The organism is Burkholderia sp. BCC0322, from assembly GCF_902833045.1.
GTDB lineage: Bacteria > Pseudomonadota > Gammaproteobacteria > Burkholderiales > Burkholderiaceae > Burkholderia.
Genome location: NZ_CADFDU010000003.1, coordinates 493,616 through 507,402 on the forward strand (window position 1 = coordinate 493,616; position 13,787 = coordinate 507,402).

General features: G+C 68.0%; 9 protein-coding genes. 3 read left to right on the plus strand and 6 right to left on the minus strand.

Annotated features, from left to right (window positions below; all coding sequences use genetic code 11):
- Window positions 1-42: 42 nt before the first annotated feature.
- Both HWX39_RS12570 and HWX39_RS12575 read left to right on the plus strand, forming a co-directional pair.
- A complete protein-coding gene (locus HWX39_RS12570; RefSeq protein ID WP_175968394.1) occupies window positions 43-1,569 on the plus strand; it encodes an amidase in 1,527 nt (508 codons plus the stop codon).
- 144 nt (window positions 1,570-1,713) lie between these two features.
- A complete protein-coding gene (locus tag HWX39_RS12575; protein WP_175968395.1) occupies window positions 1,714-2,754 on the plus strand; it encodes a helix-turn-helix domain-containing protein in 1,041 nt (346 codons plus the stop codon).
- Between the two features lie 73 nt (window positions 2,755-2,827).
- On the opposite strand, the gene HWX39_RS12580 is transcribed toward HWX39_RS12575, so the two are convergent.
- From HWX39_RS12580 to HWX39_RS12605, 6 genes are all read right to left on the minus strand, one after another.
- Window positions 2,828-4,285, minus strand: a complete 1,458-nt coding sequence (locus HWX39_RS12580) for a heavy metal sensor histidine kinase (protein WP_175968396.1) — start codon at window positions 4,283-4,285, stop codon at window positions 2,828-2,830.
- Window positions 4,282-4,977 (minus strand): heavy metal response regulator transcription factor, encoded by a 696-nt coding sequence (locus HWX39_RS12585; protein ID WP_175968397.1) that lies wholly within the window; start codon window positions 4,975-4,977, stop codon window positions 4,282-4,284. Before HWX39_RS12585 ends, HWX39_RS12580 begins: the two co-directional genes overlap by 4 nt.
- 28 nt (window positions 4,978-5,005) lie before the next feature.
- Window positions 5,006-6,508: an efflux transporter outer membrane subunit gene (locus HWX39_RS12590; protein WP_175968398.1), complete on the minus strand. Its 1,503-nt coding sequence runs from the start codon at window positions 6,506-6,508 to the stop codon at window positions 5,006-5,008.
- Between the two features lie 5 nt (window positions 6,509-6,513).
- On the minus strand, window positions 6,514-7,743 hold the full coding sequence (locus HWX39_RS12595) for an efflux RND transporter periplasmic adaptor subunit (RefSeq protein ID WP_175968399.1): 1,230 nt from the start codon (window positions 7,741-7,743) through the stop codon (window positions 6,514-6,516).
- Window positions 7,744-7,779: 36 nt separating this feature from the next.
- Complete coding sequence (locus HWX39_RS12600; RefSeq protein ID WP_175968400.1) at window positions 7,780-10,947, minus strand: efflux RND transporter permease subunit; 3,168 nt, start codon at window positions 10,945-10,947, stop codon at window positions 7,780-7,782.
- A gap of 228 nt (window positions 10,948-11,175) precedes the next feature.
- Window positions 11,176-11,931, minus strand: coding sequence for a Crp/Fnr family transcriptional regulator (locus HWX39_RS12605; protein ID WP_175968401.1), 756 nt, complete (start codon window positions 11,929-11,931; stop codon window positions 11,176-11,178).
- Window positions 11,932-12,099: 168 nt separating this feature from the next.
- On the opposite strand from HWX39_RS12605, the gene HWX39_RS12610 reads away from it, so the two are divergent.
- Window positions 12,100-13,755, plus strand: coding sequence for an acyl-CoA synthetase (locus HWX39_RS12610; RefSeq protein WP_175968402.1), 1,656 nt, complete (start codon window positions 12,100-12,102; stop codon window positions 13,753-13,755).
- Window positions 13,756-13,787: the final 32 nt, after the last annotated feature.

Below are 13,787 nucleotides of genomic sequence, written 5' to 3' on the forward strand. Positions count from 1 at the left end.
CGCCGGCGCCGGCGGCGCCGCTTACCGAACTGGAGAACGTCGATGGCCATCAAACGCCCGACTCGCGAACAACTGTCCGACATTGCAGCCGGTTTCGGCTTTCATGTCGATTCCCGCCAACTCGCCGAATACGACGATGCCCTGCAGGCGAACTTCGATGCGTACGACGCCATCGACGCGCTGCCCGACTATCTGCCAATCGTCGCGTATCCGCGCACGCCCGGCTACCGCCCGGAAGGCGACGAGAACCGTTACGGCGCGTGGGCGCGCAAGAGCACGATCCACGGTGCCGCGGAGGGCAAGCTGCGCGGCAAGACGGTGGTCGTGAAAGACAACATCTGCGTTGCCGGCGTGCCGATGCGCAACGGCGCGAGCACGTTCGAGGGCTACGTGCCCGACGTCGATGCGACCGTCGTCACCCGGGTGCTCGACGCAGGCGGCACGATCGCCGGCAAGTCGACCTGCGAGTACTACTGCTTTTCCGGCGGCTCGCACACGAGCGCGTCGGGGCCGGTGCACAATCCGCGCAAGGCAGGGCACTCGTCCGGCGGCTCGTCGTCAGGCAGCGGCGCGCTGGTCGCGAGCGGCGAGGTCGACATGGCGCTCGGCGGCGACCAGGGCGGCTCGGTCAGGATCCCGTCCGCCTATTGCGGCATCTACGGGATGAAGCCGACGCACGGGCTCGTGCCGTACACCGGCGCGATGCCGATCGAGGCAACCGTCGATCATCTGGGGCCGATGACGAGCAACGTGCTCGACAACGCGCTGCTGCTCGATGTCATCGCGGGCGACGACGGACTCGATCCGCGCCAACGGGCGTTGCCGCCGCGCGCCGATTATCTCGGCGCGATCCGCGACGGCATCGCGGGACTGCGGATCGGCATCCTGCGCGAGGCGTTCGGGCTCGCGAATGCGGAGCAAGTGGTCGACGAGGCGGTGCTGGCCGCCACGCACCGGTTGCGCAAGCTGGGCGCGAGCGTCGACGAAGTGTCGGTGCCGCTGCATGCCGCCGGCACCGCGATCTGGCTGCCGATTGCGGCCGAGGGAGCGACGCAGCAGATGATGAAGGGCAACAGCCACGGTTTCAACTGGGGCGGCCTGTACGTGACCGGCATGATCGATCATCACGCGGGCTGGCGCGAGCGGGCCGATGAGTTGCCGGATACCGTGAAGGTGACGATGCTGCTCGGCGAATATTTCACGAGCCGGTATCGCGGGCGCTACTACGCGAAGTGCCAGAACCTCGCGCGGCGCTTGCGATCGGCTTACGACGCGGCGCTGCAGTCGTATGACGTATTGGTGATGCCGACCGTACCGATGCGCGCGTCGAAGCTGCCGGAGCCCGGTTGTGCGATGTCCGAGTCGCTGACGAGGGCGTTCGAGATGCTCGCGAATACCGCGCCGTTCGACGTGTCCGGGCATCCGGCGATGTCGCTGCCGTGCGGGGTAGCCGACGACCTGCCGATCGGGCTGCAACTGGTCGGGCGCCGTTTCGACGAGGCGACGCTATATCGCGTTGCGTATGCGTATGAACAGTCTTCCGACTGGCGTCGGACGACATGCTCATGACGTGCCCGGCGCGGTAGCGCGTCGCCGCTGCGCCGCGTGTCGGTCCGACCGGCCACGCGGCGGACGCGGCCATCGATTGGACAATGCGCTTTTGAACGGGCACGCTACCGGCTGCGTGTTTGCTAACCCATGTGGGGCACGACCATGACGATGCGTCCTTTCCCGCGCGCCGCAAGCGGCGACGCGACCGGTCTGGCGTCCGACAGCCCGCTGGACGAACGGACGAACGCGGCCATCGAGGTGCCGCCCGACGGCTCGGTCAGCCAGCGTATCGAATTCTGGCGCGAGACGATTCTGCGCCTGTTCGCGGACGTGCAGATCGCGGCCGTGCAGAAAGCCGATTTCTTCGGTCGAGTGCGGCAGCGCAAGTGCGAAAAGATGCGAATCTCCGAAATCCACGCGAGCGAGCAGGCCGTGATTCGGCGTTATCGCCAGGCGCGCAGCGAGTATGAGGACAAGTATTTCGGAGTATTGATGCTCGAGGGCAGCCAGTCGGTCGAGCAGGACGGCAAGATCGTCACGCTGCACCCCGGGGATTTTGCGATCTACGACGCGACACGGCCTCACCACCTGCAGTTCGGCCAGTCGTGGCGCGAGATCGTCGTGAGCATTCCCCGCGCGACGCTGAACCAGCTCGTCATCGGGATGGAGCACCGCACGGCGTGCCCGACGCAAACCGGGGAGGGCGTCGGCAGCGTCATGCGTGCGTTTCTCGAGCAGATGTCGTCGCAGATCCGTAGCGTGACCGAGGACGAGATGCGTCAGTTGTCGGATACCGCGATCACGCTGATCGCGATGACGCTGGGGGGCATGCAGCGCAACGACCTCGCGCAATCGAGGATGAAGGCGTTGACGCTGACGCGTGTGAAGCGGCATGTGCTCGAGCACCTGCACGATCCGGAGCTGAACCCGATGATGATCGAACGGTCGATCGGGATTTCGTCGCGGTACATCAACAAGCTCTTCGAGGCCGAGGAGACGTCGCTGATGCGTTACGTATGGAACCTGCGACTCGAACGGTGCGCGCAGGATCTCGCGAATCCGCAATGCGTGGCGCTGCGCGTGTCCGACGTCGCATTGCGCTGGGGATTCAACGACATGTCGCATTTCAGCCGCGTGTTTCGCGAGCGGTTTGCGATGTCGCCGCGGGCGTGGCGCGAGCAGGGTGGCAAGCCACGCGCGTAATGCGTCCCGGGCCGCGTTCGAGGCTGGCAAGCGCCGATCGGAGGCGGCCGGACGTCGACAGGCGCGGCCGCCGTCAATGCAGCGCGCGTGGTGCGTGGGCCGGATGCGAATCGGCCGGCGCGGCCGACTCGGCCGCGTCGCCAGCGCGTAGCGGCCCGCCCGCGCAGGGTTGCGTCGATACCGAGAACCCGAACGTGTTGATGCCGCCCGAGCAGGCGACGAATACGCTGCCGCCGTGCATCTCGGCGACGGCCTTGACGATCGACAGCCCGAGCCCGTGATTCTCCTTGCTGTTCGCGCGGGCTTCCTCGAGCCGGTAGAAGCGCTCGAACACGTGCGAGCGCCGTGCGGGATCGATCGGCTCACCCGGGTTCGCGACCGACACTTCGACGAGCGTGTCGCGGCGCACGATCGTCACGCTGACCGTCGCGCCGGGCGCCGAATGCTGGATCGCGTTGATCAGCAGGTTCGTCATCGCGCGGCGGAACAGCGACGGATCGACGGCCGCGCGCGCATCGCCGTGCAGCTCGGCGCGCAACTGCGCCTCGTCGAGCGGGATTTCGAGGAAGTCGAGCATGCGCCGCACCTCGTCGGCGAGCGACACGTCCTTCAGGTCGGTCGCACGTTCGCCGCGGTCGCTGCGCGACAGGAACAGCATGTCGTTGATGATCACGCGCAGCCGCTCGAATTCCTCGAGGTTCGACTGCAGCGTCTGCTGCATCCGGTCGACCGTGCGGTCGCGGCTGGTCAGCGCGACCTGGGTCTGGCCGATCAGGATGCTGATCGGCGTGCGCAGTTCGTGCGCGACGTCCGCGTTGAACGCCTCGAGCCGCGCGTAGGTTTGCTGGATGCGGTCGAGCGCACCGTTGAACGATGTGGCGAGATCGCGCAGCTCGGCCGGCAGCGCGTCGGTCTGCAGCCGCTGGCGGCGGTTCGCGAGGCTGATCGCCGATGCGTCCTGCGATAGCCGGTCGAGCGGCGCGAGCCCGAAGCGGGCCACCGCGCGGCTCAGCAGCAGCGTAATGACCGTCGCGATCGTGATCAGCCCGGCGAGCGTCCAGCCGAAGCGGCGCAGCATCCGCTGCGTGCGCTCGCACGAGCTGGCGACGACCAGCTTCAGCGTCGGCCGCTCGCCGTTACCGGCCACCGTGACGGTCTTCGTCATCACGTCGTAGGTGCTGTGGTTCAGCGCATAGCGCTGGAACGCGCCGACCGGCGCGCCGACCGGCACGCCGTCGACGGGCGTGCCGAAGCGGAAGTCCGGATTCGCGCTGTCGACCTGGTAGCGCGTGGAGCCGTCGGGCGGTTCGAGATCGGCGAGTTTTTCCTGCATGAGACGCCCGCGCATGGCCGTGGTCGCATGCGACACGATCATCTGGGCGACCTTGGTGCGCGTGTCGAGCGTCGCGCGCAGCTCGGCGAACAGCTGGCGCTCCATCATCACGAACAGCCCGCAGCCCACCAGCGTGAACACGAGCAGCGACACGATGCCGAACATCGCCGAAAGCCGCCGGACGATCGAGCGTTTCATGCGGGCCTCTCGGTGTCGCCGTCCTCGCGCGCCTCGAGGACGTAGCCCATCCCGCGGATCGTGTGCAGCAGCTTGTCCGTAAACCGGCCGTCGAGTTTCGCGCGCAGGCGCTTGATCGCCGTCTCGACGACGTTCGCGTTGCTGTCGAAGTTCACGTCCCACACGAGTTCGGCGATGGTCGTCTTCGACAATACTTCGCCGCTGCGCCGCGCGAGCACGCCGAGTAGCTGGAATTCCTGCGCGGTCAGGTCGAGGCGGGTGCCGTCGCGCGTGGCGCGTCGGCCGATCAGGTCGACGCGCAGGTCGCCGATCGAGATCAGCGTCGATTCCTGCACGCGTGCGCGGCGCGTCAGCGCGCGCAGCCGCTCGATCAGCTCGAGGAACGAGAACGGCTTGGTGAGGTAATCGTCGGCGCCGCCGCGCAGCCCGCGCACGCGGTCATCGACGCGGTCGCGCGCGGTCAGCATGATGACGGGCGTCTGCTTCTGCGCACGCAACGCGCGCAGCACGCCGAAGCCGTCCAGCTTCGGCAGCATCACGTCGAGCACGACCACGTCGTACTCGAATTCGACGGCTTTCCACGCGCCGTCCTCGCCGTCGAGCGCGGTGTCGACGACCCAGCCTTCCTCGGTCAGGCCGCTCTTCAGGTATTCAACGACTTTCGGTTCGTCTTCGACGATCAGGACTTTCATGTTCGAATCCGTTGTCCGGTCAATCCGGTTAAGGGCTCGGGCGCGCCGGGGCTGCGGTGGCGACCTCGGCCGGCGCGGGGCCGCCCGCGGCATGGCCATCCCAGCCGCCGCCCAGCGCCTTCGCGAGAAACACGACGAGCGCCGCGCGCTGGCCCTGGATCTGCACGGCCTGCCGCTCGCTGGTCAGCAACTGCTGCTCGGCCGTCAGCACGTCGATGAACGGCGTCAGGCCGCCCGCGTAGCGATCCTGCGCGAGCGACACGAGCTTGCGCGCGTCGTCGACGGCCGCGGCGGCCTGCTGCGCGGCGTCGGCGAGCACCGACAATCCCGTGACCGCATTCTGCACCTCCTGGAAGGCGGTGAGCACGGTCTGCCGGTAGCTGGCCTGCGCGGCGACGTAACCGGCCTGCGCGAAATCGACGCCGGCCTTCAGCTTGCCGCCTTCGAACAGCGGCTGGCTGAGCGACCCGCCGACCGACCACAGCAACGCCGGCACGGTGAACAGGCCCGCAAAGCGTGTCGCATCCCAGCCGATATCGGGCGACAGCACGATGCGCGGGAAATAGGCGGCGCGCGCGACGCCGATCTGCGCATTCGCGGCGGCCATCGCGCGCTCGGCCGACGCGACGTCGGGGCGCCGCTGCAGCACGTCGCTCGGCAGGCCGGCCGGCAGCGCCGGCGCGTTGATCGGCACGACGCGCGGCGCGATCGAGAAGGCGGGGGCCGGCGTGCCGACCAGCGTCGCGATCGCGGTTTCGACCTGCACGCGCTGCTGCAGCAGCAACTGCGCCTGCGTGCGTGTCGCGTCGAGCTGTGCGCGCTGCTGCAGCAGGTCGAGGCCCGACACCGCGCCGAGGTCGTGGCGCGCGCTCACGTAGTCGAGCGCCTTCTGCTGCAAGTCGATCGAGCGCCTGACGACGTCGATCTCGGTATCGAATTCACGCAGCGCGAAATAGCTCGATGCGAGATCGGCGGTCAGCACCAGGCGTGCGTTCGCGAAATCGTCACCGGCCTGCTCGGTGGTCGCCTGCGCGGACTCGACGCTGCGGCGTACCCGGCCGAACAGGTCGAGCTCGTAGCTGACGGCCGCGCCGACCTGGACGTCGTTCTGCACGGTCGACATGCTCTGCGTCGCGTAGTTGGTCTGCGGCCGGTCGGCCGAGATCTTGAAGCGCTGGCCGCTCGCGGTCAGGCCGACGGCCGGATACTGCGCCGAGGCGACCGACGCGAGCGTCGCCTTCGCCTGGTCGTAGCGCGCGGCGACGGCCTTCAGGTTCTGGTTGTTGCGCAGCGCTTCGGTTTCCAGCGCATCGAGCTGCGGATCGCCGAACGCGGTCCACCATGCCGGATCGAGCGGCGCGCGGGCTGGCGCGGCCGGATGCCAGTAGGAATCCGCCGGGTCGAGCCGCCACGCGGCCGGCGTGTCGACGTCGGGCCGCTTGTAATCGGGGCCGACCGTACAGCCGGCGAGGGCCGCCGCAAGCGCAACGGCGGTGGCGGAGACGGCGGCAGGCCGCCGACGGATGCGCATCGCGATCACGACTTCGCCTCCGCGGCGCCGGATGCCGGTTTCGCGGCCGGCGTCGCGACGATCACCGGGTCGCCGTTGGCGAGCGCGTCGCTCGGGTTCGTGACGAGGCGGTCATTCGGCGTGAGCGGGCCGTCGACTTCGAGCGTCTGCCCGATGGTGCGCACGACCGTCACCTGTTTCAGGCGCACCTGGCCATTCGCGTCGACGGTCGCGACCGTCGGGCCTTCGGCGCGGAACAGCAACGTATTGGCCGGCACCTGAAGGCGGCCGACCGGCGTCATCGGCAGCGTGGACTGCACATACGCGCCGGGCAGCAGCTTGCCGTCCGGGTTCGGCAGCGTGATCTCGATCTGCAGCGAGCGCGTCGCGACGTCGATCGCCTCCGACGTGCGCGTGATCGTGCCGTCGAAGGTCCGGCCCGGCAGCTCGGCCTGCGCGACGCTCACGTGCTGGCCGACCTTGACCTGCTGCGCATACGCCTGCGGCACCTGCACGTAGAGGCGCAGCCGGTCGGCCTGCACGACCGTGAACAGCGAGCGTCCGGCGTTGCCGGAGCTGACGAGATCGCCCACGTCGACGTTGCGCTGCGTGACGATCCCGTCGATCGGCGAGACGATCCGCTGGAAGCCTTTCAGCTCGGTGAGGCGGCGCATGTTCGCATCGGCCGCGGCGAGGTTCGCGGTGCCCTGGTTGAACGCGCCTTGCCGGTCGTCGAGTTCCTGCTGCGAGACGGCATCGCGCTGGCGCAACTGCTGCGCACGGTCGAACGATGTCTTCGCGAGTGCGAGCGCGGCTTGCGCCTGCTGGCGCTGGGCGGTGGCCTGCGCGAGTTCCTGGTTCAGCTCGGGCGTGTCGAGTTCGGCGAGCAATTGCCCCTGCTTCACGTGCGCGCCGATGTCGGCCTGCCAGCGCAGCACGTAGCCGCTCGCGCGGGCATAGATCGGCGCCTCGACGAAGCCGCGCAGCGTGCCGGGCAGCGTCAGCTTGCCGCCGGTGGCCGCATCGACCGGATGCGCGACGCTCACGTACTGGCGCGTGTTCTGTTCGGCAACCGCGTCGAGCCGGTTGCGGTTCAGCACGTTGACGACCACCGTGCGCGCGGCGCCGGCGGCCAGCAGCACGCCGATCACGATCAGGACGATCTTCCCGCGTCGCGACACCGACGTGCGCGTCGGCAGGTGCATGCCGCGTTCGTCCACCTGGATGCCGACGGAGCTGTGATGTTTCTCTTCCATGAATTCAACCAAATCAACCGGGTAGTGGAACGAAAGTCAGTGTCCGGCCTGGCGCGCACGCCGGCGGGCCAGCCGCGCATGCACGCCGCCGAACACGAGCGGCACGAACAGCAAGGTCGAAACGGTCGCGAACAGCAGCCCGCCGATCACCGCGCGGCCGAGTGGCGCATTCTGCTCGGCGCCTTCGCCGAGACCGAGCGCCATCGGCACCATCCCGATGATCATCGCGAGCGCCGTCATCAGCACCGGCCGGATCCGCGTCGCGCCTGCTTCCAGCGCGGCCGTGAGCGGCGGCGCGCCGGCCTCGAGGCGCTGCCGCGCGAACGACACGACCAGAATGCTGTTCGCGGTCGCGACACCCACCGTCATGATCGCGCCCGTCAGGGCCGGTACGCTCAGGTGCGTGCCGGTGATGAACAGCATCCACACGATGCCGGCGAGCGCGGCCGGCATCGCGCTGATGATGATCAGCGGGTCGAGCCACGACTGGAAATTGACGACGATCAGCAGGTAGACGAGCACGATCGCCATCGCGACGCCCGCGCCGAGGCCGAGATACGACGTGCGCATCGTCTCGACCTGGCCGCGCATCGTCAGCTCGGTGCCGCGCGGCAGCGTCGCGCGCGCGTCGGACACGATGCGGTCGATCTCGCCCGCGACCGCGCCGAGATCGCGGCCTTCGACGCTGACGTACACGTCGATCGCCGGGCGGATGTTGTAGTGCGTGATCGCGGCCGGGTTCGCGGTGCTGCGCACCTGCACGAGGTTGCCGAGCAGTTGCAGCGGCATGCCCGTGCGGCCGCTTGCCGAGATCGGCGTGCCGAGCAGGTCGTCGACCGACGAGATGCTGTATTGCGGGGTCTGGATCTGCAGCGGGTACTGGACACCGGTGCGCGGGTTGATCCAGAACGACGGCGTCGTCTGCGAACTGCCGGACAGCGAAATCAGCATGTTCTGCGCGACGTTCTGCGCGGAGAGGTTGAGCTGCTGCATGCGCGTACGGTCCATGTCGGCCAGCAGGGTCGGCTCGTCGTTGCGTTGCAGCACGTGCACGTCGACGGCGCCGGGGATTTGCCTGAACTTTTTCATCAGGCTGCTCGCGATAGTCATGTTACTCGCGAGATCGTTGCCGAGCACCTGCAGGTCGATCGCGGCCGGTTGGCCGAAGTTGAGGATCTGCGTGATGATGTCCGACGGCTGGAAGAAGAACTCGACGCCCGGGAAACGCTCGGGCAGCACCGTGCGCAGCGCCTGCACGTAGTGCTGGGTCGGGCGGTGGCCGGGCTTCAGCGCGATCAGCAGCTCGCCGTCGAGCGTGCCGATCGTGCCCGCGTTGCTGTACGACAGGTTGATGCCGCTCACCGGCAGGCCGAGGTTGTCGACGATTGCGCCGAGTTCGTCGGGCGGCACGGTTTCGCGGATCACGCGCTCGACCTGGTCGGCGAGGCGCGCGGTTTCCTCGATCCGGTAGCCGGTCGGCGCGCGCATGTGCAGCCGGATGTTGCCCGAATCCGCATTCGGGAAGAAATCGCGGCCGAGCACGAACACGAGGCCTGTCGACAGCACGCAGAAGCCGAGGAAGCACATCGCGTAGAAGCGGCGGCGCACCAGCAGGATGCTGAGCAGCACGATGTACCACGCGCGCAGCCGCTCGAACGCGTCGTTGAACGCGTGATGGATGCGCGCGAAACGCGACGTCGCGTGATCGGGGCCGGTGCTCGCCTGCTGCGGGCGGAACAGCAGCATCGCGAGCGTCGGCACCAGCGTGCGCGACAGCACGTACGACGCGAGCATCGCGAACACGACGGCTTCAGCGAGCGGCACGAACAGGTAGCGCGCGACGCCCGTCAGGAAGAACATCGGCACGAACACGATGCAGATGCACAGCGTCGACACAAATGCGGGCACCGCGATCTCGCCCGCGCCCTCGAGGATCGCGTCGTGCAGGTCGGTACCGAGATGCAGGTGCCGCTCGATGTTCTCGATCGTGACGGTCGCGTCGTCCACCAGAATCCCGACCGCGAGCGCGAGCCCGCCGAGCGTCATGATGTTGATGGTCTCGCCGAGCGCGGACAGCGCGATCAGCGACGTGAAGATCGACAGCGGGATCGAGATCGCGATGATCAGCGTGCTGCGCCAGTTGCCGAGGAACAGCAGGATCATCATCGCGGTCAGCACGGCGGCGATCAGTGCCTCGTGAATCACGCCCTGGACGGCCGCGTTGACGAACACCGACTGGTCGAACAGCGGCGTGATCGTGAGCCCTTCGGGCAGCGTCGGGATCACCTTCGGCAGCAGCGCCTTCAGGTCCGACACGACCTTGAGCGTCGACGCATCGCCGCTTTTCAGGATCGAGATGAGCACGCCGCGCTGGCCGTTCTGGCGCACGACGTTGGTCTGCGGCGCGAAGCCGTCGCGGACCGAAGCCACCTCGCGCAGGTAGGTCGTCGCGCCGTTGACGGTCTGGACCGGCAGGTTGTTGATGTCGGCGACGGTGTCGGCCGACGCGTTCGTGTCGATCCGGTATTCGGTCTGGCCCATCTTCGCGGTGCCGGTCGGCAGCACGAGGTTCTGCGCGTTCACCGCGTTGACGATGTCGGCGGGCGTGAGCCCCTTCGAGAGCAGCGCCTGCGGATCGAGGTCGATCGCGACCACGCGTGTGCGGCCGCCGTACGGGAACGGAATCTGCGCGCCCGGCACCGTGATCAGCTGCGGGCGCAGGAAGTTGAGCGCGATGTCGGCGAGCGACTGTTCGCTGAGCGTCTGGCTCGACAGCCCGAGCTGGATCACCGGAATGCTCGACGCCGAATAGGTGATCACGAGCGGCGGCGTCGCGCCTTGCGGCATCTGCCGCACGATCGCCTGCGCGGACGAGACCGTCTGCGCGATCGCCGTCTGCACGTTCGCGCCCGGTTGCAGGAACACCTTCACGACCGCGATGCCGGGCAGCGACGTCGATTCGACGTGCTGGATGTTGTTGACGGTCGTCGTCAGGATCCGCTCGTGCACGGACGTGATGCGGTTCGTCATCTCGGTCGCGGAGAAGCCGCTGTAATTCCAGATGACGCTGATCACGGGAATGTTGATCGCGGGCAGCACGTCGACCGGCGTGCGCATCAGCGCAAGCGGGGTGGCCAGCACGATCATGATGGCCATGACGATGAACGTGTAGGGGCGCCTGAGCGCGAGATTGACGATCCACATGGAGGCGGCGGGACAGGCGGTGATCAGGCGTGGGTAAATGGAACCCGAATGATAGGCGTCGGCGTGGAACGGGTTACTGTCGCGAAACTGGCGGAATTGTCAGGTTGGGGCGCGGCGGCCGATTGCCGATTCGGCAGAGGAAACGCCGCGCGGCGCAGCGGCCGGAAAACGGCCGCGATACCGGACGGGCGTGCTGCGTCGGCGGCGATTCCGTTCATCGGTCCGCGCTCAGATCTGCTCCATCCCGACGCGCGCGAGCGCACCGAGATCGACGACGTCGATCTGGTTGTACGCGAGCCGTAGCGCGCCGAGCTTCTCGAGCTGCTGCAGCGCCTGGTTGATCCGTTGCCGCGATACGCCGACGAGCATCCCCAGTTCCTCCTGCGAGATCGACAGCGACGGGCCGGTGTCCGGGTACAGGTCGGGGTTGAAAAGCTGCGCGAGCGACTGCGCGACGCGTGCGTCGACGTCCAGCAGCCGGCTGTTCTGGATCGACGCGATGAATTCGCCCATCCGGTTGTTCAACTGGTGGATCACGAAGCGCGTGAACGGCAGGCTCGTGTCGAGCAGCGCATGGAACGTGTCGACCGGCACGAACAGCACGGTCGAGCGCTGGATCGCGACGACCTCGTACTTGCGCAGCTCGCGCTTGATCACGCTGCCTTCGCCGAACCAGCCGCCCGACGGCACGCCGGAGAACGTGCAGCCGCGCCCCGACGCATTGAAGATGGCGAGCTTCAGCAGCCCGCGGTGCACGCCGATCCAGTATTCGGATGGCGCGAGCCGATGGGCGATCACGGCGCCGGCCTCGCACTGCTCGACGTGCGACTGCGCGAGCACGAGCGCCTGGTGCTCGGGCGCGAGCGTGCGGAACCACGCGCACTGGCCGAACAGCGTGGCGAGCGCCGGCAGCCGGCCCGGTTCGGCAAGGGCATCGGCCGGGTCGGCGGGCGCGTCGGGCGGTGTGGCGAGTGGGTCGTGCATGGGTGCGGGTTTGCGAGGATAGGGATAACGCGCAGCGCGTGACGGGCACTCTGTCGTTTCGATGACAGACGGCTCACAATAGCGCCCGTTAGGCTGTCGGCAATTGAACCACATCAAAACGATTCGGGGTGGATGCGCCCCGGTCGACAGGACACGGGAGACAGGATCATGACGCAGATGTTCGAGGCCGGACTCGGCCGCCGCGACGCGAATTACGTGCCGCTCACCCCGATCGACTTCCTGGTCAGGACGGCCGAAGTCTACGGCGAGCGCCTCGCGATCGTGCATGGCGACGTGCGGCGCACCTGGGGCGAGACTTACACGCGCGCGAAGCAACTGGCGAGCGCGCTCGCGCGGCTCGGCGTCGAACGCGGCGACACGGTCGCGGCGATGCTGCCGAACATCCCGGCGATGGTCGAGGCGCACTTCGGCGTGCCGATGGCCGGCGCCGTGCTGAACACGATCAACACGCGGCTCGACGTGTCGTCGGTGCTGTTCATGCTGCGGCATGGCGAGGCGAAGGTGCTGATCGTCGACACCGAATACGCGGAGTTCGCCCATCGCGCGGCGCTCGAGGTGCCGGGCCTGAAGATCGTCAGCGTGGCCGACGCGATGCCGGCCGATCCCGCGCGCTTCGCGGGCGCGACCGACTACGAGGCGCTCGTCGCAAGCGGCGACGCCGACTACGCATGGACGCCGCCCGCCGACGAATGGGATGCGATCGCGCTGAACTACACGTCCGGCACGACCGGCGACCCGAAAGGCGTGGTCTACCACCATCGCGGCGCGTATCTCGCGGCGATCAGCAACATCCTCGAATGGGACATGCCGAAGCATGCCGTCTACCTGTGGACGCTGCCGATGTTCCACTGCAACGGCTGGTGTTTCCCGTGGGCCGTCGCGGCGCGCGCGGGCGTGAACGTCTGCCTGCGCAAGTTCGACGCGAAGACGGTGTTCGACCTAATCCGCCGCGAACGCATCACGCACTATTGCGGCGCGCCGATCGTACAGAGCGCGATCGCGAACGCGCCGGCCGAGTTCCGCGAAGGGATCGACCACACGGTGCACGCGATGGTCGCGGGCGCCGCGCCCGCGCCGGCCGTGATCGCGAAGATGAAGGAAATCGGCTTCGACTTGCTGCACGTGTACGGGCTGACCGAGGTCTACGGGCCGGCGACCGTGTGTGCGAAGCAGTCGCGTTGGGAGGCGTTGGGCGACGAGGAGCGCGCGCGGCTCAATGCACGCCAGGGCGTGCGCTATCACCTGGAAGCGGGCGCGACGGTGCTCGATCCCGACACGATGGCGCCGGTGCCGGCCGACGGCGAGACGCTCGGCGAGATCATGTTCCGCGGCAACATCTGCATGAAGGGCTACCTGAAGAACCCGAAGGCGACCGACGAGGCGTTTCACGGCGGGTGGTTCCATACCGGCGATCTCGCCGTGCTGATGCCGGACGGCTACATCCGGATCAAGGATCGCAAGAAGGACATCATCATCTCGGGCGGCGAGAACATCTCGAGCATCGAGGTCGAGGATGCGCTGTACCGGCACCCGGCGGTGGCGGTCGCGGCCGTCGTCGCGATGCCCGACCCGAAGTGGGGCGAGGTGCCGTGCGCGTTCGTCGAGCTGCGTGAAGGCGCAAGCGCGACCGAGGAGGAGATCGTCGCGCATTGCAAGGCGCTGCTCGCGGGCTTCAAGGTGCCGAAGGCCGTGCGGTTCGGCGAGCTGCCGAAGACGTCGACCGGGAAGATCCAGAAGTTCCAGCTGCGCAATGCGGTGGGATCGGACAAGGCGATCGACCTGGCGGGCGGCGACAAGAAGTAGGCGATGCACCGGCCGTCGCCGGCCATCATCCG